Genomic DNA, 20,274 nt, shown 5'->3' on the forward strand with positions numbered 1-20,274 from the left:
TCGCCGCCGCCCAGCTCGCCCGCCTCACCGGCGACCGCTCGCGCGACCTCGCGCCCGCGCTGCGCGACGAGGTCGCCCGCCGCCTGGCGGCGATCCGCGCCCCGCAGAGCTGGATCACCATGCTGCGCGAGGTGGTCAGCCTCGACGACGCCGACCGCCGCCGCAGCTTCGGCGAGGCGCTGCCGCCGGGCCTGCGGCTGCTATGAAACGCCGCGCTCGATGAAGGCGCGGCGCCATCGGCGCCTCGACACCGACAACGTCGGCGCGCTTACTGCAGGCCGGCGAGCGGCGCGCGGTCGATCGCCGACAGCGACGTGTTGACCTCGAACAGCTTCGCATGCACCTCGGGCACGCCGAAGCCGAGCAGGCGCGCGCGGTGCATCTCCAGGTAGCGCTCGGCGTCGGCGCGGTCGGCGAAGAGGTAGATCCCGCCCGCCTCGCCGGTGTCGCGGTTCTCGGTCCAGATCTTCCACAGCAGGCCGGGCTCCTGCGCGATGGACTGCGCCAGGCCCTGCATCGCCTGCGCCATGTCCTCGCCCCAGGGGCCTTGGTAAGGGAAATCGACTTGAAGAAGGATGGGCATGGGGGATCTCCTGAGTTTCGGAGCCGAAGGGAGAGGCGGCTCGGGCTGCGGCGGGACGACACACCACGCCCTCGCCGAGGCTTGCAGCGGTTCGCGACTCGTCGGTCATTCTACCGTCTCGACGCGAGCCTTCGGCCATGCCGCCGACCGAAGCGCCGCGTTCGCGCCTGCCGGCGCTCCTACGCCGAGGGTCGGAGTGGCGGCGGTTCTGTAGGAGCGCCGGCAGGCACGAATGCGGCGGCTCCGAAGCGAGGCTTTCGACTAACGCGCGCTACCCTTGACCGACCAGTTCATTTTCCCTCAACGTCCATCCGCCCTGCCCCCTTCGCACCGTCACCCACGATGCCCGCCTCCACCGCGCTCCACTTCGAAACCATCGCCCGCGCGATCGCCTTCGTGCGCGCCCATCCCCACCTCCCGCCCGAGGCGGTCGCGGAGGCTCTCGGCCTCGATCGCGCACGGTGGCGACGGGTGCTCGCGGAATGGGCGGAACTCACCCCAGAGCGCTTCGTGCACTGCCTGGGCCGGGCGTACGCGCGCGAGCGCCTGTCGCTGACGCCGGAGCTGCTGCCGGAAACGCTCGCGAGCGCTCCCGCAACTGCGGGCCAGGCTCGCGCCGGGCAGCTCACCTGGGAGGCGATGCCCCCCACCGAACCGCGCGCAGCGGGGCACGCCATCGAGCTCGGCCACGGCCTCGCCGTCACGCCCTTCGGCGACGCGCTGCTGGCGTGGACCCGCCGCGGCGTGTGCCATCTCGCCTTTCGCTGCACGGACGAGGCGGCCCTGTTCGGGGAGCTGCATCACCTGTGGCCCACGGCCGCGCTCGTGCGCGACGATGCGCACGCGCGCAGCCTGGCGCTGCGGATCTTCCCGTCGCGCTCACCGTCCACCTCGGCGACTGCAGCCGCACGGCCCTCCGGAGCGGTCGATGCGACAGACGCCGACCGCGGCGGCGTCCGCCTGGTGCTGCGCGGCACGGCCTTCCAGGTCCGCGTATGGTCCGCCCTGATGCGCATCCCGCGCGGCCGCCTGCTGTCCTACCGCCAGCTCGCCACCCTGCTCGGCATGCCGGCGGCACCGCGCAGCGTCGGCAGCGCGATCGCGGCCAACACCCTCGGCTACCTCGTCCCCTGCCATCGCCTGATCCGCGCGGACGGCGATGCGGGCGAGTTCCGCTGGGGCAGCGAGCGCAAGCTGGCGATGCTGGCCTGGGAGGCGTCGTGAGCGTGCTCGCCGCCCGCAACGAGGCGCGCGCCTTCCCGGGAGAAGAGGTCGCGCAGCGCGCGGAGGGTCGTGCTGCGCGAGCTCCCGCACGGCCTTACGAGGCGGCGCGCCGTGCCGCCGCGAGGCGAAGCGAACGGAGACGAGTACGGTGAATACGCGACGCAACCCCGACTATCTGGCTGGCTACCCGCCGGCGCTGGTGCAGCAGGTGAGGACGCTGATCGAGCAGGGCGGGCTGGCGGACGCGCTGCGCCGGCGCTACCCGCAGGCGCACGCGGTACGCTCGGACAGCGCGCTCCACGACTACGCGCAGGCGCTCAAGGCCACGCACCTGCGCAGCGCGCCGCCGCTCGCGAAGGTGCGCTTCGACAACACCCTGCACGTGATCCGCAACGCGCTCGGCACCCACACCGCGATCTCGCGCGTGCAGGGCGCGCGCCTGCAGGCCAAGCGCGAGATCCGCATCGCCACCCTGTTCCGCACGGCGCCAGAGGCCTTCCTGCGCATGATCGTGGTGCACGAACTCGCCCACCTGCGCGTGCGCGAGCACGACAAGGCCTTCTACCAGCTCTGCCAGCACATGGAGCCCGACTACCACCAGTACGAGTTCGACCTACGCGCCTACCTCGCCTACCGCGACGCAGGGGGCGAGGCCATCTGGGAAGCGTAGCGGTTTCGGCAGAAGCGCCGGAGGGCGCGAACGCGGCGGTCGGGATCGGCGCGCGCGTCGATCGATGAATGGCCCGATTCGCGCCTGCCGGCGCTCCTACAGGAACCCTCCTTCCCCAAGCGACGCCGCGACGCCCGACACGACCCCCGACACGACACCCGACACGACACCCGCCGCGACGCGCCCTGTAGGAGCGGCGGCAGCCGCGAAGACGGCGGTCCGGCGAGCACATCACCCATTCCGTGCGCCGCGGTTCGCGCCTGCCGGCGCTCCTACAGGAACCGGGCGCGCAAAACGAACCGCCCACACCGCGCGGCTGCACGGGTGTGGGCGGGAGGGGGTGGCGAGCGGGAGCCGGATCAGCGCAGGTCGAAGCGGTCTGCGTTCATCACCTTGGTCCACGCGGCGACGAAGTCGCGCACGAACTTCTCCTGATTGTCGTCCTGGGCATAGACCTCGGCATACGAACGCAGGATCGAGTTCGAGCCGAACACCAGATCGACGCGGGTCGCGGTCCACTTCTTCGCGCCGCTCTTGCGCTCGACGATGTCGTAGCTGTTGCGCCCGGTGGGCTTCCAGCTGTAGCGCATGTCGGTCAGATTGACGAAGAAGTCGTTGGTCAGCGCGCCGACGCGATCGGTGAACGCGCCGTGCCCGCTGCCGCCGTGGTTGGTGCCGAGCACCCGCAGGCCGCCGACCAGCACGGTCATCTCGGGCGCGGTGAGGCCGAGCAGCTGGGCGCGGTCGAGCAGCATCTCCTCGGGCTGCACCACGTAGTCCTTCTTCTGCCAGTTGCGGAAGCCGTCATGCACTGGCTCCAGCACCTCGAAGGACTCGACGTCGGTCTGCGCCTGGCTGGCATCGCCGCGACCCGGGGCGAAGGGTACGTCCACACTGAACCCGGCGGCCTTGATCGCCTGCTCCAGGCCGACGTTGCCGCCCAGCACGATCACGTCCGCGACGCTGGCGCCGGTCTCCGCGGCGACCTTTCCGTACGCCGCCAGCACCTTGGCCAGGCGGGCCGGCTCGTTGCCTTCCCAGTCCTTCTGCGGGGCGAGGCGGATGCGCGCGCCGTTGGCGCCACCGCGGTAGTCCGAGCCGCGGAAGGTGCGGGCGCTGTCCCAGGCGGTGGCGACCATGTCGCCGACCGACAGGCCGGCGGCGGCGATCTTCGCCTTCACCGCGGCGACGTCGTAGTCCTTGCGACCGGCGGGCACCGGGTCCTGCCAGATCAGGTCTTCAGCAGGCACGTCGGGACCGACGTAGCGCGTCTTCGGGCCCATGTCGCGGTGGGTGAGCTTGAACCAGGCGCGCGCGAAGACGTCCTCGAAGTAGGCCTGGTCGTTGCGGAAGCGCTCGGCGATCTTGCGGTACTCGGGGTCGAAGCGCAGCGCCATGTCGGCGTCGGTCATCATCGGCTTCTTGCGGATCGACGGGTCTTCCACGTCCACCGGCATGTCTTCCTCGGCGATGTTCAGCGGCTCCCACTGCCACGCACCGGCCGGCGACTTCTGCAGCCACCAGTCGTGCTTGAACAGCATGTCGAAGTAGCCGTTGTCCCACTGGGTGGGCTTGGAGGTCCACGCGCCCTCGATGCCGCTGGTCACGGTGTCGCGACCGATGCCGCGGGTGGTGTGGTTCATCCAGCCGAAGCCCTGCTCCTCGAGGTCGGCGCCTTCGGGTGCCGGGCCGAGCAGGGCGGCGCTGCCGTTGCCGTGCGCCTTGCCGACGGTGTGGCCGCCGGCGGTGAGCGCCACGGTCTCTTCATCGTTCATCGCCATGCGGGCGAAGGTCACGCGCATGTCGTGGGCGGTCTTGAGCGGGTCGGGCTTGCCGTCGACGCCCTCGGGGTTCACGTAGATCAGGCCCATCATCACCGCGGCGAGCGGGTTCTCGAGGTCGCGCTGGCCGGAGTAGCGCGAGCCCTCGCTGCCGCTGGGGGCGAGCCATTCCTTCTCGGAGCCCCAGTAGATGTCCTTCTCGGGGTGCCAGATGTCCTCGCGGCCGAAGGCGAAGCCGAAGGTCTTGAAGCCCATCGACTCGTAGGCCATGTTGCCGGCGAGGATGATGAGGTCGGCCCAGCTGATCTTGTTGCCGTACTTGCGCTTGATCGGCCACAGCAGGCGGCGCGCCTTGTCGAGGTTGCCGTTGTCGGGCCAGGAGTTGAGCGGGGCGAAGCGCTGGTTGCCGGTGCCCGCGCCGCCGCGGCCGTCGGCGATGCGGTAGGTGCCCGCGGCGTGCCAGGCCATGCGGATCATCAGGCCGCCATAGTGGCCCCAGTCGGCCGGCCACCATTCCTGGCTGTCGGTCATCAAGGCCTTGAGGTCCTTCTTGAGCGCATCGACGTCGAGCTTCTTCAGCTCTTCACGATAGTCGAAGCCGGCGCCGAGCGGGTTGGTCTTGCTGTCGTGCTGGTGGAGGATGTCCAGGTTCAGCGCCTTGGGCCACCACGCCATCACCGAGTCCTTGGCGGCGGTGTTGCCGCCATGCATGACCGGGCACTTGCCGGCGGTGTTCGTGCTGTTCTCGCTCATCTGATTCTCCCTCTGTGACGGTGACGCAAACTGTTCGCGAAGCGCGATCGCACCTCGCAGGAAACCGCTTCCCGGCCTCGTTCCAACGTGGTGGACCGGGACCCGAAGCGGTCGAAAACCGTTGCTTCCAGGCTCAGACTAGCAAAGATCGGTCGCTTTGGAAGCAATGAGGGGGATTGATGCAGGCTATCTTTCTTGTTTGCAGTGCACAAAAAAACCTATTCCTGGAGCCTTTGGAAAGCATTTCCCGCATGGGATACCCCGGTCGCCAGCGCGTGCCGCCCACGGTCCACGAGAAACGCCCCGCGCCGGAGAGGCCGCGGGGCGTTTTTCGGGACGAGGATGCGCTCAGACCCGGCGTCTGCGGACCAGCGCCATGCCTGCAAGACCGAGGCCAATCAGCGCAAGCCCCGCGGGTTCAGGCACCGGATTGGTCGAGCCGTTGCCGGCACGCTCGCCGGTGAAGGCCACCTCGCCGATGGAGTAGGAGTTGTCGCCATCCGTCGCCTGGATCCGGACGTAGCGCGCCTCCCGCGGCGTGAATGCGAGCTGTGACACGTACTCGGAATCGGACGGATCGGTGGCCATCGTGTCCATCCCCCAACCGATCTCGCCCACGCCACTCGACACCGTGAGCAGGCTCGCCCAGGCGGAGTAGTCGGTCGAGTATTCGAGCAGGTAGCCGTCGTTGTTATCCACCGAAAGACGGACGCTGTCGATGCGGTACAGGTCGCCAAAGGCGAACACGAAGCGATTGCCCTTGCCGTTCCACGACACCTTGTCGGCCAAGTTCCACTGGCTGCCCTCGGTCGGGAAGATCCCGTCGTTCAGCACGGAGAGCGAACCGCCATAGTTGCCGCCATTGCCGTTGGCGCTGACGACGGTAGTGATCGAAGCCGCCTGAGCGGCAGTGGCGGAGAGCCCCAGCAAGGTGAGGACGAGCAATGTGCGTTTCATGTGGCGAGCCCTGGTGCGATCGAATGTATTTATCAAAAGCAAGGTTTGTGCCAAGAGCCATTTCGCCGACAACGGCTGAGGGTCTCCCGAACGCCCGGATATCGCGTGTAAATAATCCCGACACCGTCAAGCCTCTTTAAGCCTCGATCTGGGGCGTAAACACCGCCATCCCCCAAGTTGGGGTGCTCCCTGCACAAGAAATGTCGCACCCTCCCCCCAAACGCCTCATGACGCCCCAGATTGAGTAGTTTTTTCTATGATCGACTGTAAGAAATCCCGACACTCGCCCTCCCTTGCGCCACCGGCAGCACCGACTGTCATTTTCCTGCAACCCGGCCGCACCACTCCCGCAGGAAATGCGAGAATCGCGCCCCACCCTGGCAGGCACGACCTGTCCGACGGGTCGAAAGACACAACAGACACCATCGAGGAAAACAACATGTCGAAGAAGTTGGCTGGTTTGATCGTTCTTGGGCTCGCGAGCGCGACGCCCGCATTCGCCGCCGGACAGGCCGAGGCGAAGGGCTTCGTGGAAGACAGCGCGCTGAACGTGCTGCTGCGCAACGCGTACATCAATCGCGATTACAAGGGTGGCCGCCACGACAGCGGCGAATGGGGCCAGGGAGCGATCGCCAACTTCGAGTCGGGCTTCACCAAGGGTACGATCGGTTTTGGCGTGGATGCATTCGCAGCCTACGCGGTGCGTCTCGACGGCTCGCGCGACCGCGCCGGAAACTGGGGGATCGACTTCTTCAAGTAGGACAGCACCGGCATGCCGGAGAAGGATGTCGCCAAGGGCGGCGCCTCGCTGAAACTGCGTTTCTCGAACACCGTCCTCGCCTACGGTGACCTTCGCCCCAACCTTCCGGTGCTGAGTCACGACAACTCCCGCCTGCTGCCCGAGAGCTTCACCGGCACGATGCTGACCTCGACGGAGATCGAGGGCCTGGAATTCAATGCGGGCACGTTCCACGCGCAATCGCGCAAGAGCGACGAAGGCCGTGACAGCGGCGGGCTGAAGGGCATCGACGTGATCGGCGCCAGCTACAAGTTCAACGACGCTCTCAGCGGCGCGTTTTACGCCTCCGACGTCGAGGATGTGCTCAAGCGCCAGTACCTCAACGTGAACTACGTGCTGCCGATCGCCAGCAACTCGCTGACCTTCGACTTCAATGGCTATCGAACCAAGCAGGACGCTGACTTCCAGCCCGGCAAGAGTCGCATCTGGAGCCTGGCCTCGACCTACGCCACCGGCCCGCATGCCTTCACGCTCGCCTACCAGCGCAACAACGGCAATGTCGACTACAACTATGGCTTCTACCAGAGCGAAGGCTGGGTCGGTGACGGCGGCGGCTCGATCTGGCTGGCCAACTCCTACTGGTCCGATTTCAACGCTGCGGACGAGCAGTCCTGGCAGGTCGCCTACGCGGTCGACTTTTCTCAGTACGGCATCCCCGGCCTGAGCTATCGCATCGCTTACGTGCGCGGTCATGACATCGATGTCGGCACGACCACCGATGGAAAAGAGCATGAGCTCTTCAATCAGCTGTCGTACAAGGTGCAGAGCGGCCCCGCGAAAGATCTGAACGTCCGCCTGCGCGCCTCCACCCTCCGCGTTTCGGACAACGCCCGCGCCTACAACACCAGCGGTAACGAAGTCCGGATCTTCCTCGACTACCCCTTCAGCGTGTTCTGATCCACGCAATGCACACCGACCCGGGCAGCGCCCCGGATCCGGTGCACCCAAGAACAAGCGGGAGCCTCAGGCTCCCGTTTGTTCATGCGGAGATCGAGAACCCGGCCTCAGCCCTTGCGACGACGCCCGACCGCAAGCCCCGCCAGTCCCAATCCGAGCAGCGCGAGCGAAGCGGGCTCCGGCACGCCGTTCGGCGTGCACCCGGGTGCCGTCGGATTCGCCGTGCAATATTCGACCGCCGTCTCCTGCACGCCCACCGTGAAGCCGTTCCAGTTTTCGCTGCTGAGACTGCGCCAATTCACGGTGTCGAAGGTCCCCTTGAACTGCAGCGTGCCGTGCGGCTCGCCGGTGCCCAGCAACTGGTACTCCGTCTTGCCATTGACCGTCGCCACCTGCTTGAACGAGGTCCCGCAGCCCCAGTAGCCGCAGGCATTGCCGTCACTGGCGCCGCCGAAGCTGAGGATATCGAAGTCCTGGTCGAAGCCGTAGCCGTTGCCGTTCAGGCTGACGTAGGCGAACACCGGATTCGCGATCGCCTGCGAGAAGCTCAAGGTCTGCAGGCCGGCGTACCGCAGCGCGATGATGTCGGTGGTTCCCGGCCGGTTGTCGACCGCACTGCTCGTGTAAGGCGAGGTACCGGCGGGGCCGTCGGAGCCGTTGCTGTAGTAGTAGGCGCCGCCGCTCGGCTGGTAGAAGGCGATCCCCTGCGGGTTCGTGTAGGTCACGGTGACCGTCGCATTCGACGTCGTGATCGTGCCGACGCCCCGGAAGCCATTGCCGGAATCCAGGTCAACTCCGGTCCAGTCCGTCCAGTAGATCTGCGCCGCCGAGGCGCTTCCTGCGCTCAGCGCAAGTGCAAGCAGACCGGCCTTGCATATCATCCGTGTCGTTGTTTTCATGTCCGTCTCCAAATCATTCCCGGCAACGCCGAGCCACCGCGATCGAAGCGAGATCCATGCCAATCCGGCAATCGTATCGAGTTCGCCTTTTCAAACAGAAGCTTGCGGGGGGTCGAAGACGCCGGACCGGCGCCGGGGACGCGGAAGTGTAAAGATTGCCGACAGCGCTTGTCCCGAGCGCCCCCCCAGCCCGATCACCACGCCTCGCCTGAAAAGCGCCCCATGCGGCCGGAAATCCATCCCTCGATCCCCGTCCTCCACGTCGACACCTTCCTCCTCGTCGCCGACAAGCCGGCCGGCCTCCTCTCCGTCCCCGCGGGCGGGGAGGGCCGGCAGGATTGTCTGGCGGCGCGGATCCGGGCGCGCTGGACCGACGCCCGCATCGTGCACCGGCTCGACGCCGCCACCTCCGGCCTGGTGCTGTTCGCACGCGGCGCGGAAATGCTGCGGCGCATGAGTCTCGCCTTCGAGCAGCGCGTCGTCGGCAAGCAGTACGTGGCCGTGGTGCACGGGCATGTCGCGCAGGACAGCGGCGAGATCGACCTGGCGCTGGCCGAGGATGCGGACAACCGCCCCCGCCAGCTCGTCGACCCGCTGCGCGGCCGGCGCGCGCTCACGCGCTACCGCGTGCTCGATCGCCAGGGCACCGGCGCCGACGCCATCAGCCGCCTCGAGCTCAAGCCGGTCACCGGGCGCGCGCACCAGCTGCGCGTGCATCTGCTCTCCCTCGGCCACCCCATCCTCGGCGATCCGCTCTATGCGCCGCCCGAGTCCGCCGCGCGCTTCGCCCGCATGCACCTGCACGCCACCCGCGTCGCCTTCATGCATCCGCACACCCGCGTGCCGAAGGTGTTCGACAGCCCGGTGCCGTTCTGAAGCGTCCGCGCCCTCCCAAGCGCGGTGTGCTATACATCGGGGCCTCGACCGGCAGACGCACATGACCCCCCGCTCTCCGCTGCAACGCGTCGCAGACCTGCTGCGCGCCGAGTGGCACCACCTCACCACGCTCCACCCCAGCACCCGGCGCTGGCAGATGGCCTTCGCCGCCGCGCTGGCCTGCGGCCTGCCGCTGATGGTGGGCGCGTGGTTCGGGCATCTCGAGTACGGGCTGATCTCGTCGATCGGCGGCCTCAGCTTCCTCTACCTGCCCAACACGCCGATGTCGCACCGCATGGTGTGGCTGATGGCCTGCGCCTTCGGCATGTCGGCGAGCTACGCGCTCGGGCTGATGACCCACTTCCTGCCGCTGGCCGGGGTGGGCGTGCTGGCGCTGATCGCGATGCTGGTGACCATGGTGTGCCGCTTCTACCGCGTCGGTCCGCCGGGCAGCCTGTTCTTCATCATGGCGGCGGCGATCGGCGCCTACACGCCCGGGTCCGTCGAGGAGATCCCGCTGCGCGTCGGCCTGCTCACCATGGGCGCACTGCTCGCCGGCCTGATCGCCTTCGTCTACAGCCTGCGGATCCTGCGCCTGCAGGCGGCCGATCCGGTGCCGCCGCTGCCGGCCCCGACCTTCGACTTCGTCATCTTCGACGCCGCGATGATCGGCGCCTTCGTCGGCCTGTCGCTCGCGATCGCACAGGCGCTGCAGCTCGACCGTCCCTACTGGGTGCCGGTGAGCTGCCTCGCCGTCATCCAGGGTGTGTCGCTGCGCGCGGTGTGGAACCGCCAGCTCCAGCGCGTGCTCGGCACCGCGATCGGCATGCTGCTCGCCTGGTCGCTGCTGAGCCTGCCGCTCGACCCCTGGCGGATCGCGCTGCTGGTGATCGCGCTCGTCTTCGTGATCGAGAGCCTGGTGGTTCGCCACTATGGCCTTGCGGTGATCTTCATCACCCCGCTCACCATCCTGCTCGCAGAGGCCGCCACCCTGGGCGCGGCGCCGCTCGCCGAGCTGATCCAGTCGCGCTTCATCGACACCCTGCTCGGCTGCGTCGTCGGCCTGGTGGGCGGCATCTGCCTGCACAGCCCGCACTTCCGCGAGGTCGTGGGCGGACCGATGCGCAAGCTGGTGCCGAGGCGTCCCGCGCGCTGAGCCTGCACGGCGGCGGCAGGCGCGCCGCGCAGGCCGCAGGATTCAGCTCGACGCCGCCGCGGGCGCAGGCGCCGGATCCTCGGGCGGATGCCCGCGATGCAGGGCACGCTGCGCCCGCCGCACGGCAAACCACACCGCGCCGACCACCAGCGGCAGCGCGAGGCCGGTCGCGAGCTCGGCCTCGACCGGCACGCCGAGCTTGCCCAGGGCCTTGAGGCCATAACCGAGCACGCCGAGCAGGTAATACGAGATCGCGACGATCGAGAAGCCCTCGACCGCGTGCTGCAGGCGCAGCTGCAGCTCGGCGCGCTTGTTGAGCGAGGCCAGGATCGCCGAGTTGTAGCGCTCCTGCGTCATCGTCACGCGGGTGCGCAGCAAGGAGTCGGTGCGCGAGAGGCGCTCGATGAGCTCATGCTGGCGACGCCGCACCGACTCGCAGAACTCCATCGCCGGCACCAGCCGGCGCTCCATGAACTCGCCGAGGGTGGGCACGCCCTCGATGCGCTCCTCGCGCAGCTCCTGCAGGCGCGCGCGGATGATGCTGAAGTAGGCGGCGCTGGCGCTGAAGCGGTAGTTGTCGGCCTCGGCCATCGCCTCGATGCGCGCGGACAGCCGCGTCAGGCGTTCGAGCAGCGAGCGCTCGGCCTCCGGCGAATCGGCCGCCGCCAGCTCGCCCGAGATCGCCGCCAGCGCGGCCTCGGCCTCGCGGATCACCGGCTGGGACTCGCGCGCCACCGGCAGCGCGAGCAGCGCCATCATGCGGTAGGTGTCGATCTCCAGCACACGCTGGCTCAGAGCCTGAGAAGCATTTGATTTCCGCAAGCCGAGTAACCGACATGCGACGAGACCCAGTGGCCTGCGATGCGCAGGTGCTGTGGGGTGTTCGAGGCCCAGCCAAGCGTCTGTGAGGGCAGATCCGGGGTTTTCAGGCGGCGGGTTTTCATTTCAGGCACCTCTTATGCCAGCGCTGCGGCGATTTTGGACGCACCGCTACCTCGACCGAGCATCTGCGGCGCGATCTTGGCCATGCGCATCAAGTTGTGCGCCAGCGCGTACAGGTAGGCCACCGCTCGAACCTTGCCCAGCCCGCGCACAGGCATGCGCTGCAGTCCGCGGTTGCGCGCCAGTGCGTTGACGCACTCGGCCGTGGCCGCGCGTTGCTTGTACACATCCTTGATCTCGTCGCCGGCCATGCGCGCACGCCACTGCGCCACCGGCTCGGAGTCCCCTTCCTTGCGCCGGTACTTGTCCGGCGGCGGGCGGGCGTCGTCGTCGCGCTTGTCTGCCTTGCGCCTGGGCTCGGGCACCGGGGCGATGACCTCGGTCTGGCCTTTCGTGTGCGCATGCACCGCCTCAATCTGCTCGTGCGCGGGAAAGCCCCCATCGACCAGCCATTGCCCGGGTACGGTGCCCGTGCGCTCGATGACCTGCTCGAGCATCGGCGCCATCTGCGCCATGTCGCTGCCGGTGTTGCTCACCTCCACCCCGACGATGACCTGGTCCTCGCACGTTGTGGCCAGTTGTACGTTGAACGCTGGCCGGTAGCCGCCGTCGCCCATCTTCATCACCCGCGCGTCGGCATCCGTGGTGCTGGCTCGTGCCTGCTCGGGCTTTTCACCGTTGCGCCGCTTGGCCGCCTGCACCTGCGGCAGTTGCTCCAGCGCGGCGCGGATGCACTCCTCGCGCTGCTGCGCGGCACGCTCGCGCGCAGCCTGCGCCCGGCGGCTGGCCGCTGCCGGATCGGCCGCGGCGCGTTTCTTGATGTCATCGACCAACTCGCCGGCCTCGGCCAAGTGCTGCTCGAGGCTGGCCTGCCGCCGAAACGACGCTGCGCCCGCATCGGCACGCACGCGCATGCCGTCCTGCGCCACGCGCTCCAGGCTGATCGCCCCAGCCGAGGCCAGCGCAGCGACATTGGCCGTGAGCACTTCGTCCATCAAGCTCTCGTTGCCTGAGCGAAAGTCGTTGAGCGCGTGGTAATTCACCGACACGCCACCGCAGATCCAGCGGTAGGCGTCGCTCTCGCGCGTGAGACGGGCAATCTCCCGGCCGCTGCCCACCGCATCGAGCGTGGCGTACAGCCACAGCGCGAACAGGATCCGCGGGTCGATCGCCGACCGTCCGGCGTTGCTGCCACGGGCCTTGATCGATTCGATCAACCGGCTCAGGTCCTGCCGCTCGACGTAGCCCCACACCAGCCGAGCCCGGTGATCCTCACCCAGCAGCGACTCCAGGTCCGAGGCGCGCAGTTCGATCTGCCCGCGGTTGGGCTGCAGCAACCGCGGCGGGCCTTGCCGGCGTGAAGCCGCCCGCGCCTGCTTCGCCGCGATCACCTGTTGTTCCTCGACAGCCGGCAGCTCATCGAACAGGCTGGCCGGCGATCCGTTATGACGTTCGGTCTCGTTCATGTCTCGGAGCATGCCAGTCCCAGCACAAACAGGCGAGATTGGAGAAAAACTCTCACGCTCTCAGCCGCCCGGCCTGGAACTCGCGCAGGCCGACGTCGCGCAGCAGGAAGCGGCTGACCCCGTCGGGCTGGACCAGGAAGTCCGACCACACCTCGCCACCCGCCATGACGCGCGCACCCGCGATCAGCGGCCCGGAGAACTGCGTGCGCAGCCACGGATCGCTCGCCGCGAGCGGCTGGCCGCCGGCGCTGACGAAGGCGAGCTGGGCGGCGGAGATCACGTTCCCGGCGAGCTGCCCCAGCCAGGCCTGCGGCAGGCGGCGCAGCAGGTCGTCGGCGAAGTCGCCGCTGCCATCGCCGCGGAAGGCGAAGGTGTAGGTGGAGAACTCGGAGTGGTTCTCCCACTTCAGTCGCCAGGGGCCGAAATCGTGGAAGAAGTAGCTCGCACCGCGCTGCGGCGCGCTGACGCCGAAGCACTCGCACAGCTCGCCCAGCCAGGCGTGATGGCGGTCGAGCGCATCACCGGCGAACAGCGCCAGGTGCAGCACGCGCTCGGGCGGCTCGATGCGCATGAAGGGGCGGGCGTGCATCTCGCCCGCCAGCGCCAGGCGCAGCGGGTGGTTCAGGGTGCGCTGGGTGTTCACCTCGCACCCTCGCTGCAGGCCGGCTGCAAGGCCGGCGGTCGCGTGTCCATCGATCCGGCGCCGTCTCAGTTGTAGCCGAGCACCACGGCATGGGCGAGCTCGCCCGCCTCACCCGCGTCATGGCGCGCGCCACCGCGCTCGCCCGCATCGCCCGTCGCCGCGCACGCCTCGGCGCCCGCCATTATCCACTCCGCCGCCTGTTGCTCGATCGCCTGCATCTGATGCATTGTCTGCCGTCTCCAAGGAGTCTGTGTTCATCGCTTGCCAGCCGCACCCGCGGATCTGGCGAGGCGCGATTCTTCGCCGGCGGACGGGCGGATTCAAACGAAAAATGCGCAGGAGATCATGAGCCGGAGGAACCAACCGTGAGACGACGCATCCCCAGCCTCGAGGCGCTGGTCGCCTTCGAGGCCGCCGCGCGCCATCAGAGCTTCACCCTCGCCGCGGTCGCGCTGTCGCTGACCCAGAGCGCGGTGTGCAAGCAGATCGCCGCGCTCGAGGACTACCTCGGCCTCGCGCTGTTCCATCGCGTCAAGAAGCGCATCTCGCTCACCGAGGCCGGTGAGCTCTACGCCCGTCAGATCGGCGAGGACCTCGACCGCCTCGAGCGCCACACCGGCGCGCTGATGACGCATCGCGGCGAGGGCAACGTGCTCGAGCTGGCTTCCGTGCCGACCTTCGCCACGCGCTGGCTCATCCCCCGCCTGGGGGCCTTCAAGGCACGCCACCCCGGGATCACGCTCAACCTGACGACGCGCTCGCAGCCCTTCATCTTCACCGACACCGGCTTCGACGCCGCGATCCACTTCGGCAGCCCGGAGTGGCCGGGGGCCAGCACCAGCGCCCTCTTCGGCGAGGAGATGATCCCGGTGTGCAGCCCGCAGCTGCTGCCGCCCGCGGGCTGCGCCAGCGCCGCCGACCTGGCCCGGCTGCCGCTGTTGCACCACAGCGGGCGCCACGACGCCTGGCCGCGCTGGTTCGAGCACGCCGGGGTGCGCGACGTCGAGGTCAGCGCCGGCGCGCGCTTCGAGCTCTTCTCGATGCTGATCGAGGCCGCGCTCGCCCGCCTCGGCGTGGCCCTCGTGCCGCGCTTCCTCGCGCAGCGCGAGCTCGCCGCCGGCGAGCTGGTGGTGCCCTTCCAGCGTTCGCTCGAGTCGGCCCAGGCCTATTACCTGGTCATCCCCGAAACCCCGGGCCCGAGCGCGGCCTTGCTGCGCTTCGCCGCGTGGCTGCAGGAGGAAGCGGCCGCCTATCGGGAGGGCGCGCCCGCAGCCGGCGGCGCCCTCCCGGACGGCGCCGCCGCGAGGGACGGGCACGCCTGAGGGCCCGACTCCGACTCCGACCCCGCTCCCGACCCCGCTCCCGACCCCGCTCCCGACCCCGACCCCGGGCGCGAGCCGGCATCGATCGAGGCGGGCATCCGCGTTGCCCGGGTGGCGCCAGGGTCTCCAGCGGCACGACTTCGTCTTTCCTGTGCACACTCGGGCATACTGGCGCGCCCCGCGCCGGAACCGCCATGTCCTCCACCCTCACCGACCTGCTCGCCACCGCGCTCGCCGCCCGCGCCCCCCTGATCGCACAGCTCGCTGCCGAAGACACCGACGCCTGGCGCCTCTTCCACGGCACCGTCGAAGGCGCGCCCGGCATCACCGTCGACCGCTACGGCGCCGTGCTGCTGGCGCAGACCTTCCATCGCCCGCTGACGGTCGAGCAGCTGGCCGAGCTCGAGGCCTTCTACGCCCAGGCCCTGCCCGGCCTGCCGCTGGTGTGGAACGACCGCAGCGGCAAGAACTCGCGCATCGCCAACACCCTGTCGCCCGAACAGCAGGCCCTCGCCGAGCAGCCTTCCGAGTTCTCCGAGCTCGGCGTGCGCTACCGCTTCCAGGCCCGCCATGCCGGGCAGGACCCTTGGCTGTTCCTCGACCTGCGCGCCGCGCGCCGCCGCGTCATGCAGGAAGCCGAGGGCAAGTCCCTGCTCAACGTATTCGCCTACACCTGCGGCGTGGGCGTTGCTGCGGCCAAGGCCGGCGCGCGCCACGTGGTCAATGTGGATTTCGCCGAGTCCAGCCTCGCGGTCGGCAAGGACAATGCCCGCCTCAACGAGCTGCCGATCCGGGTGCGCTTCGTCAAGTCCGACGCCTTCGCCGCGCTGCGCCAGTACGCCGGCATCGGCCAGCCGAAGATGGTGCGCGGCAAGCACCTGCCGCCCTTCCCCGAGCTGGCGCCGCACCGCTTCGACCTCGTCTTCCTCGACCCCCCGCGCTACGCCAAGAGCCCCTTCGGCGTGGTCGACCTGGTGCATGACTACGCCGCGCTGTTCAAGCCCGCGCTGCTCGCCACCGAGGAGGGTGGCAGCCTGATCTGCTGCAACAACGTCGCCCGCGTGCGCCGCGAAGACTGGCTCGACCAGCTCGAGCGCAGCGCACGCAAGGCGGGGCGCACGGTGCGCGAGGCCGAATGGATCACCCCGGAGGCGGACTTCCCCAGCCGCGACGACAACCCGCCGCTGAAGGTGGTGCTGCTGCGCGTGTAAGCCACGCGTACGCACGACCCGGCGCCGGCACGCCGGCGCACACCCAGCGGAAACGCCCGAGGAGAGGCCATGGCAGGATTCGAGAACTATCAGCAAGAGATCCGCAAGATCGAGGACGAGATCGAGCACATGGGCGTCGCGCTCGGCATCGACTGGTCCGACGAGGCGCAGGTGAGGGCGCTCGCGCGCGAGGCGCTGGATCACTCGCAGGACAGGATCCGCGAGGCCGCGGCCAGCCCGGACGACCATCAGCTGGGCGCGAAGGTGACGCTCTTCGGTCTCGCCAGCCTGATGCTGCGCACGATGGAGGAGAGCGCCGGCGTCGGCATCGAGAGCCACGGCGGACCGGTCTGGAAGGCCTTCGGCCGGACGCTGTGGCTGGAGGCGCAGCAGCGCCGCGAGGGCGAGGGCTGAACCGCGAGCGGGCGCGCCGGAACGCACGCGGCCCGGGTCCGCGCCGTGCGCGGAAGGAATCCATTGGGCCGATAAACAACGCGCATGAAAATCCACCGCTGATTTGACGGAAAATATCCCTTTGACCGGTCGGCAGCCCGTCTGCCGAGCCGGCCCCGGATTTCTCCTTCAGGAAGCGACCATGCTGCAGAAACTCCCCGCCTTCGCCGGCGTCAAGGGCCCTGTCGTCGTCATCGTGATGGACGGCTACGGCATTCCGAAGCACGAGGTCGGCAGCGCCATCGACGCCGCGCGCAAGCCCACGCTCGACCGCCTGTTCGCGCAATACCCCAACATCCGCCTGCGCGCCCACGGCACCGCGGTGGGCATGCCCTCCGACGACGACATGGGCAACTCCGAGGTCGGCCACAACGCCATCGGCGCGGGCCAGGTCTATGCGCAGGGCGCGGCGCTGGTCGCCAACGCCATCGCCGAGGGCGCGATCTGGCAGGGCGAGGCCTGGCAGCAGATCGTCGCCGCCGCCAAGGCGGGCGCGAACGGAAAAGCAGGCGTCCTCCACTTCATCGGCCTGTTCTCCGACGGCAACGTGCACAGCCACATCGACCACCTCAAGGCGATGGTCGTGCGCGCGAAGGAGGAGGGCGTGGCCACGGTGCGCATCCATGCCCTGCTGGATGGCCGCGACGTGCCCGAGACCAGCGCGCTCGACTACGTGGTGCCCTTCGAGGCCTTCCTGCAGGACATCAGCACCGCCGGCTTCGACGCCCGCATCGCCTCGGGCGGCGGTCGCCAGACCATCACCATGGACCGCTACGACGCCAACTGGCCGATGGTGGCGCGCGGCTGGCGCACCCACGTGCTCGGCGAAGGCCCGCAGTTTGCCAACGCCACCGACGCAGTGCACGGCCTGCGCGAGAAGCATCCCGGCACTATCGACCAGGATCTGCCCGAGTTCATCGTTGCCGACAATGGCAAGCCGATCGGCACCATCGAGGATGGCGACGCGGTCGTGTTCTACAACTTCCGCGGCGACCGCGCGATCGAGATCAGCCGCGCCTTCGTCGAGGAGGACTTCACCCAGTTCGACCGCGTACGCCATCCGCGCGTGACCTACGCCGGCATGCTGCAGTACGACGGCGACCTGCAGTTGCCCAAGCGCTTCCTGGTCGCCCCGCCGGCGATCAAGGACACCTCCGCCGAGTGGTTCAGCAAGTCCGGCCTGGCCCAGTTCGCCTGCTCCGAGACACAGAAGTTCGGCCACGTCACCTACTTCTGGAACGGCAACCGCTCGAACAGGTTCGACGGCGAGACCTGGCAGGAGGTCCCCAGCGACGTCGTGCCCTTCGAGCAGCGCCCGTGGATGAAGGCCGCCGAGATCACCGACGCGATGATCGCCGCGCTGCAGTCGGGCCACTACAAGGTGCTGCGCTGCAACTACGCCAACGGCGACATGGTCGGCCACACCGGCAACTTCCGCGCCGCGACGATGGCGATCGAGGCGGTGGACCTTGCGCTCGCGCGCCTCCTGCCGGCGATCGACGCCGCCGGCGGCGTGGCGCTGATCACCGCCGACCACGGCAACGCCGACGAGATGTTCGAGCTCGACAAGAAGACCAGGCAGCCAGCGCAGAACAAGGACGGCAGCTACAAGGCCAAGACCGCGCACACGCTCAACCCGGTGCCGCTGATCCTCTACGACAATGTCAGCGGCGGCCGGCTGGGCCTGAAGCCGCTCGAGACCGCCGGCCTGTCGAACATCGCCGCCACGGTCGCCAACCTGCTCGGCCTGCACAAGCACGACAAGTGGGACGACAGCCTGCTGGAGGTGAAGTGACGGCCCGATTCACCGGGCACCGCCCGTTCTCCGGCACGGTCGCCGGGAGCTTTCCCCTGGAGCCGGTTCGATGCAAACCCGGCACCGTCGTCGGGAGCTTTCCCTTGGTGCCCGTTCGATGCGAACCCGGCACCGCCGCCGGGAGTTTTTCCTTGGAGCCGGTTCGATGCAAAGCTTGATGAAGAAGACCTCGCGTGCCGCCTCGGGCACGCTCCTCCTCGCCGCCACCCTCGCGACGGGCGCCTGCGGCCTGGTGCCACAAAAGACCGAGGTCGCCCCGGGCGTCACCCAGCAGACCGGCCAGTTCGAGTTCGCCCTGCCCAGCGGCGAATACCGCTGCGAGCGCGGCGAGCGCCTGCAGATCCGCCGCGAGCTCGCCAACGCGGTGAACAACCGCATCCAGCTCGGCTGGCATGGCAACCAGTACCTGCTCGTACGCGACCCGTCGTACTCGGGCCTGCCGCGCTTCGAGGACGCCGCGAGCGGTCTGGTGTGGATCGACCTGCCGTGGAAAGGCCTGCTGCTCGACGGCCGCACCCAGAAACCGCTCGCCAACGAGTGCCGCGCCGCCTGATGCGGGCGTGAGGACGGACGCCTTCGAAACCCCGCGCGCCCCATTCGCGCCTGCCGGCGCTCCTACAAAACCCAGCGCGTCCCCTTCCCCTGTAGGAGCTGCGGCAGCTGCGAACCCAGCGCCCCCACCATCGACGCGTACGCGGAATTCCACCGCCGCCTTCGCGCCTGCCGGCGCTCCTACAAAACCACCGCGCGCCCCGCTCCCCTGTAGGAGCTGCGGCAGCTGCGAACCCAGCGCCGCCACAATCGACGCGTGCGCGGAATTCCACCGCCGCCTTCGCGCCTGCCGGCGCTCCTACAAAACCACCGCGCGCCCCGCCCCTGTAGGAGCTGCGGCAGCTGCGAACCCAGCGCCGCCACAATCGACGCGTGCGCGGAATTCCACCGCCGCCTTCGCGCCTGCCGGCGCTCCTACAAAACCACCGCGCGTCCCGCCCCTCCCTGTAGGAGCTGCGGCAGCTGCGAACCCAGCGCCCCCACCATCGACGCGTACGCGGAATTCCACCGCCGCCTTCGCGCCTGCCGGCGCTCCTACAAAACCACCGCGCGCCCCGCCCCCTGTAGGAGCTGCGGCAGCTGCGAACACGGCGATTGCACAATCGACGCGTGCCCAGCATCCGCCGACGATCGAACCCGCGCTCAGCCCTCGAGCACCCCAACAAGCGCTGCGGCCTCCGCCAGCGCCAAGCCATCGACGACGGCCCGCGCCGCCTCGATCTCCGCCTGCGCCCGCGCATGCGCATCAACGATGCCGAAGCGCGCCGCGTCCTCCGCCTCGCTGCGCAGCGCGTGCGCGCTGCCCACATGCAGGCCGACGCGCGCCAGCGCCGAGCGCGTGGCCGGGTCGGCGCCGTGCACGATCGCCATGCACTCGGCGCCCGCCTCGAAGAGCTTCGCCCGGCGTCGGCGCGCGATGTCGAGCCAGGCCTCCGGCGTACGCGACGCCGGCGCGGCGAGCAGCTCGCGATACGCCACCTCGCCCTCGGCGATCACGTTGGTCGCATCGGACAGCACCCGCATCACCTCCATGTCGTCGAGGTCCACGATCATGCGGAAGGCGCTGGTGTAGAGCAGATCGCCGAGCAGGATGTTGCCCGCGTTGCCGAACAGCGCGGCCTCGTGCGCGCCGTCGGCCGCACCGCCGCTCGCCTCGGTCACGTCGTCGTGCAGCGCGAGCGAGATGTGGATCAGCTCCACCGCCGCGGCCAGCGCGTGCGGCCGCTCGCCGCCATGGCCGAGCGCGCGCGCGGTCGCCAGCACCAGCGCCGGCC

The 20,274-nt window shown here is 69.1% G+C and carries 19 protein-coding genes and 1 pseudogene; 11 read left to right on the forward strand and 9 right to left on the reverse strand.

Annotation, left to right across the window (positions count from 1 at the left end):
* Positions 1 to 206 (forward strand): hypothetical protein (locus C667_RS10265; RefSeq protein ID WP_004362367.1); only part of this gene is annotated, 206 nt, incomplete at its 5' end.
* Between the two features lie 62 nt (positions 207 to 268).
* On the opposite strand, the gene C667_RS10270 is transcribed toward C667_RS10265, so the two are convergent.
* Positions 269 to 583: a monooxygenase gene (locus tag C667_RS10270; protein ID WP_004362368.1), complete on the reverse strand. Its 315-nt coding sequence runs from the start codon at positions 581 to 583 to the stop codon at positions 269 to 271.
* Between the two features lie 342 nt (positions 584 to 925).
* On the opposite strand from C667_RS10270, the gene C667_RS10275 reads away from it, so the two are divergent.
* Together C667_RS10275 and C667_RS10280 are read left to right on the forward strand one after the other, a co-directional pair.
* Complete coding sequence (locus tag C667_RS10275; RefSeq protein ID WP_004362369.1) at positions 926 to 1,807, forward strand: methylated-DNA--[protein]-cysteine S-methyltransferase; 882 nt, start codon at positions 926 to 928, stop codon at positions 1,805 to 1,807.
* Positions 1,808 to 1,955: 148 nt separating this feature from the next.
* Positions 1,956 to 2,477: a M48 metallopeptidase family protein gene (locus C667_RS10280; RefSeq protein WP_004362370.1), complete on the forward strand. Its 522-nt coding sequence runs from the start codon at positions 1,956 to 1,958 to the stop codon at positions 2,475 to 2,477.
* Positions 2,478 to 2,836: 359 nt separating this feature from the next.
* Here C667_RS10280 and katG read toward each other — a convergent pair whose 3' ends face one another.
* Entirely contained in the window at positions 2,837 to 5,011 is a 2,175-nt protein-coding gene (gene katG, locus C667_RS10285; protein ID WP_004362372.1) for a catalase/peroxidase HPI, read from the reverse strand.
* Positions 5,012 to 5,359: 348 nt separating this feature from the next.
* Entirely contained in the window at positions 5,360 to 5,968 is a 609-nt protein-coding gene (locus tag C667_RS26445) for a PEP-CTERM sorting domain-containing protein (protein ID WP_083881311.1), read from the reverse strand.
* Positions 5,969 to 6,407: 439 nt separating this feature from the next.
* Here C667_RS26445 and C667_RS10295 point away from each other — a divergent pair.
* A pseudogene (locus tag C667_RS10295) lies at positions 6,408 to 7,664 on the forward strand (OprD family porin).
* A 107-nt stretch (positions 7,665 to 7,771) separates the two neighbouring features.
* Here the strand turns inward: C667_RS10295 and C667_RS10300 are convergent.
* Positions 7,772 to 8,563, reverse strand: a complete 792-nt coding sequence (locus C667_RS10300) for a PEP-CTERM sorting domain-containing protein (protein ID WP_157302281.1) — start codon at positions 8,561 to 8,563, stop codon at positions 7,772 to 7,774.
* Positions 8,564 to 8,785: 222 nt separating this feature from the next.
* Here C667_RS10300 and C667_RS10305 point away from each other — a divergent pair, with 222 nt between their 5' ends.
* Both C667_RS10305 and C667_RS10310 read left to right on the forward strand, forming a co-directional pair.
* A complete protein-coding gene (locus C667_RS10305; protein WP_004362378.1) occupies positions 8,786 to 9,439 on the forward strand; it encodes an RluA family pseudouridine synthase in 654 nt (217 codons plus the stop codon).
* A gap of 61 nt (positions 9,440 to 9,500) precedes the next feature.
* Positions 9,501 to 10,595: an FUSC family protein gene (locus C667_RS10310; RefSeq protein WP_004362380.1), complete on the forward strand. Its 1,095-nt coding sequence runs from the start codon at positions 9,501 to 9,503 to the stop codon at positions 10,593 to 10,595.
* Between the two features lie 42 nt (positions 10,596 to 10,637).
* On the opposite strand, the gene C667_RS10315 is transcribed toward C667_RS10310, so the two are convergent.
* The 4 genes from C667_RS10315 to C667_RS25705 all read right to left on the reverse strand — a co-directional run bounded on the left by C667_RS10315 (position 10,638) and on the right by C667_RS25705 (position 13,873).
* The gene (locus tag C667_RS10315; RefSeq protein WP_281054843.1) at positions 10,638 to 11,417 is read right to left on the reverse strand and encodes a DUF3422 domain-containing protein; all 780 of its coding nucleotides are present in this window, start codon (positions 11,415 to 11,417) and stop codon (positions 10,638 to 10,640) included.
* A gap of 134 nt (positions 11,418 to 11,551) precedes the next feature.
* Positions 11,552 to 13,003 (reverse strand): IS1182-like element ISThph1 family transposase, encoded by a 1,452-nt coding sequence (locus C667_RS10320; RefSeq protein WP_004359038.1) that lies wholly within the window; start codon positions 13,001 to 13,003, stop codon positions 11,552 to 11,554.
* Positions 13,004 to 13,055: 52 nt separating this feature from the next.
* Positions 13,056 to 13,646: a DUF3422 family protein gene (locus C667_RS10325; RefSeq protein ID WP_004362384.1), complete on the reverse strand. Its 591-nt coding sequence runs from the start codon at positions 13,644 to 13,646 to the stop codon at positions 13,056 to 13,058.
* A gap of 65 nt (positions 13,647 to 13,711) precedes the next feature.
* Entirely contained in the window at positions 13,712 to 13,873 is a 162-nt protein-coding gene (locus C667_RS25705; RefSeq protein ID WP_157302283.1) for a hypothetical protein, read from the reverse strand.
* A gap of 138 nt (positions 13,874 to 14,011) precedes the next feature.
* Between C667_RS25705 and gcvA the strand changes: the two genes are divergently transcribed.
* The 5 genes from gcvA to C667_RS10350 all read left to right on the forward strand — a co-directional run bounded on the left by gcvA (position 14,012) and on the right by C667_RS10350 (position 19,001).
* Positions 14,012 to 14,968, forward strand: a complete 957-nt coding sequence (gene gcvA, locus C667_RS10330) for a transcriptional regulator GcvA (RefSeq protein ID WP_004362386.1) — start codon at positions 14,012 to 14,014, stop codon at positions 14,966 to 14,968.
* 194 nt (positions 14,969 to 15,162) lie between these two features.
* Positions 15,163 to 16,179 (forward strand): class I SAM-dependent rRNA methyltransferase, encoded by a 1,017-nt coding sequence (locus tag C667_RS10335; protein WP_004362388.1) that lies wholly within the window; start codon positions 15,163 to 15,165, stop codon positions 16,177 to 16,179.
* A gap of 69 nt (positions 16,180 to 16,248) precedes the next feature.
* The gene (locus C667_RS10340) at positions 16,249 to 16,593 is read left to right on the forward strand and encodes a hypothetical protein (RefSeq protein WP_004362390.1); all 345 of its coding nucleotides are present in this window, start codon (positions 16,249 to 16,251) and stop codon (positions 16,591 to 16,593) included.
* A gap of 181 nt (positions 16,594 to 16,774) precedes the next feature.
* A complete protein-coding gene (gene gpmI, locus C667_RS10345) occupies positions 16,775 to 18,427 on the forward strand; it encodes a 2,3-bisphosphoglycerate-independent phosphoglycerate mutase (protein ID WP_004362391.1) in 1,653 nt (550 codons plus the stop codon).
* 166 nt (positions 18,428 to 18,593) lie between these two features.
* Entirely contained in the window at positions 18,594 to 19,001 is a 408-nt protein-coding gene (locus C667_RS10350; RefSeq protein WP_004362393.1) for a hypothetical protein, read from the forward strand.
* Positions 19,002 to 19,642: 641 nt separating this feature from the next.
* On the opposite strand, the gene C667_RS10355 is transcribed toward C667_RS10350, so the two are convergent.
* The coding region (locus tag C667_RS10355) for a polyprenyl synthetase family protein (protein WP_004362395.1) at positions 19,643 to 20,274 on the reverse strand (632 nt) is incomplete at its 5' end.

The organism is Thauera phenylacetica B4P, assembly GCF_000310225.1.
In the GTDB taxonomy this organism is placed as follows: domain Bacteria; phylum Pseudomonadota; class Gammaproteobacteria; order Burkholderiales; family Rhodocyclaceae; genus Thauera; species Thauera phenylacetica.

Excerpts from the sequence above, each read along its gene's own strand:
- C667_RS10270 (WP_004362368.1), bottom strand. The coding sequence starts at position 583 with ATGCCCATCCTTCTTCAAGTCGATTTCCCTTACCAAGGCCCCTGGGGC.
- C667_RS10275 (WP_004362369.1), top strand. The coding sequence starts at position 926 with ATGCCCGCCTCCACCGCGCTCCACTTCGAAACCATCGCCCGCGCGATC.
- katG (WP_004362372.1), bottom strand. The coding sequence starts at position 5,011 with ATGAGCGAGAACAGCACGAACACCGCCGGCAAGTGCCCGGTCATGCAT.
- C667_RS26445 (WP_083881311.1), bottom strand. The coding sequence starts at position 5,968 with ATGAAACGCACATTGCTCGTCCTCACCTTGCTGGGGCTCTCCGCCACT.
- C667_RS10300 (WP_157302281.1), bottom strand. The coding sequence starts at position 8,563 with ATGAAAACAACGACACGGATGATATGCAAGGCCGGTCTGCTTGCACTT.
- C667_RS10305 (WP_004362378.1), top strand. The coding sequence starts at position 8,786 with ATGCGGCCGGAAATCCATCCCTCGATCCCCGTCCTCCACGTCGACACC.
- C667_RS10310 (WP_004362380.1), top strand. The coding sequence starts at position 9,501 with ATGACCCCCCGCTCTCCGCTGCAACGCGTCGCAGACCTGCTGCGCGCC.
- C667_RS10320 (WP_004359038.1), bottom strand. The coding sequence starts at position 13,003 with ATGAACGAGACCGAACGTCATAACGGATCGCCGGCCAGCCTGTTCGAT.
- C667_RS25705 (WP_157302283.1), bottom strand. The coding sequence starts at position 13,873 with ATGCATCAGATGCAGGCGATCGAGCAACAGGCGGCGGAGTGGATAATG.
- C667_RS10335 (WP_004362388.1), top strand. The coding sequence starts at position 15,163 with ATGTCCTCCACCCTCACCGACCTGCTCGCCACCGCGCTCGCCGCCCGC.
- C667_RS10340 (WP_004362390.1), top strand. The coding sequence starts at position 16,249 with ATGGCAGGATTCGAGAACTATCAGCAAGAGATCCGCAAGATCGAGGAC.
- gpmI (WP_004362391.1), top strand. The coding sequence starts at position 16,775 with ATGCTGCAGAAACTCCCCGCCTTCGCCGGCGTCAAGGGCCCTGTCGTC.
- C667_RS10350 (WP_004362393.1), top strand. The coding sequence starts at position 18,594 with ATGCAAAGCTTGATGAAGAAGACCTCGCGTGCCGCCTCGGGCACGCTC.